This is a genomic window from Meridianimarinicoccus zhengii (assembly GCF_003254465.1).
Taxonomy (GTDB): Bacteria; Pseudomonadota; Alphaproteobacteria; order Rhodobacterales; family Rhodobacteraceae; genus Meridianimarinicoccus; species Meridianimarinicoccus zhengii.
This window is the reverse complement of record NZ_QDFI01000189.1, coordinates 1-871: the sequence shown is the minus strand read 5'-3', so window position 1 is coordinate 871 and position 871 is coordinate 1. Positions and strand designations below refer to the sequence as shown.

At 48.6% G+C, this 871-nt stretch carries 1 protein-coding gene and 1 pseudogene; both read right to left on the bottom strand.

Translation table 11 applies throughout. The features are described from left to right. Positions 1-299, bottom strand: a pseudogene (locus DDE13_RS22535) (IS4 family transposase); the annotation flags it as partial. Further along, on the bottom strand, positions 239-871 hold a 633-nt coding region (locus DDE13_RS22530), incomplete at its 5' end, for a hypothetical protein (RefSeq protein ID WP_222626197.1). The gene DDE13_RS22530 and the pseudogene DDE13_RS22535, both read right to left, overlap by 61 nt.

Here is an 871-nt window from a genome sequence, read left to right as displayed (position 1 = left end):
TCAGACCAGTCAACAAGTACAATGGGCATCGTATTGCCCGAACAGATAAAGCTAGCATGCCAACGGTATACAGCGAGTCGCTCTTTGTGGAGGTGACGATTACCTAACAATCGGTCGATTCGTTTGATGTTATGTTTTGTTCTCGCTTTGGTTGGCAGGTTACGGCCAAGTTCGGTAAGAGTGAGAGTTTTACAGTCAAGTAATGCGTGGCAAGCCAACGTTAAGCTGTTGAGTCGTTTTAAGTGTAATTCGGGGCAGAATTGGTAAAGAGAGTCGTGTAAAATATCGAGTTCGCACATCTTGTTGTCTGATTATTGATTTTTCGCGAAACCATTTGATCATATGACAAGATGTGTATCCACCTTAACTTAATGATTTTTACCAAAATCATTAGGGGATTCATCAGCACTAAGCCTTCATTGAGACGTGGGAGCAGCTGCAGCGCGGCCAGTTCCGCCAGCGCGGCTATATCTGGCTCTGCACGACCAAATCGGTCGTTGGTACGCATCACTTTACGTACATCAAACCACTGTGCCTGAACATCGCGTTCGCGCAGGATCTCAACAAACAGCAGGGTCGACATCAGCTCGCCGTGGCTGACCAGCTCATCTGTCAGCGCCGGAGACGTTGCCAGCGCCGCCGCTTCTGCCAGAACAGTAATGTTCTCCAGCAGACGTTCAATCTCTTCACGGATAACGTTCGGGTAACGCAGACGTTCCAGAATGGCAAACTGGATGTTGCGGATAGCGTCGAGTTTTTCGAATCGCTCGCCAGGTTCCAGTCCTTCAGCTAAAGCGACCAGCAGATTAGTGATACCAGCAGAAGCCGAGAGGACAACTAAACGCACGTTGGCATCAGAAAGCACAATATC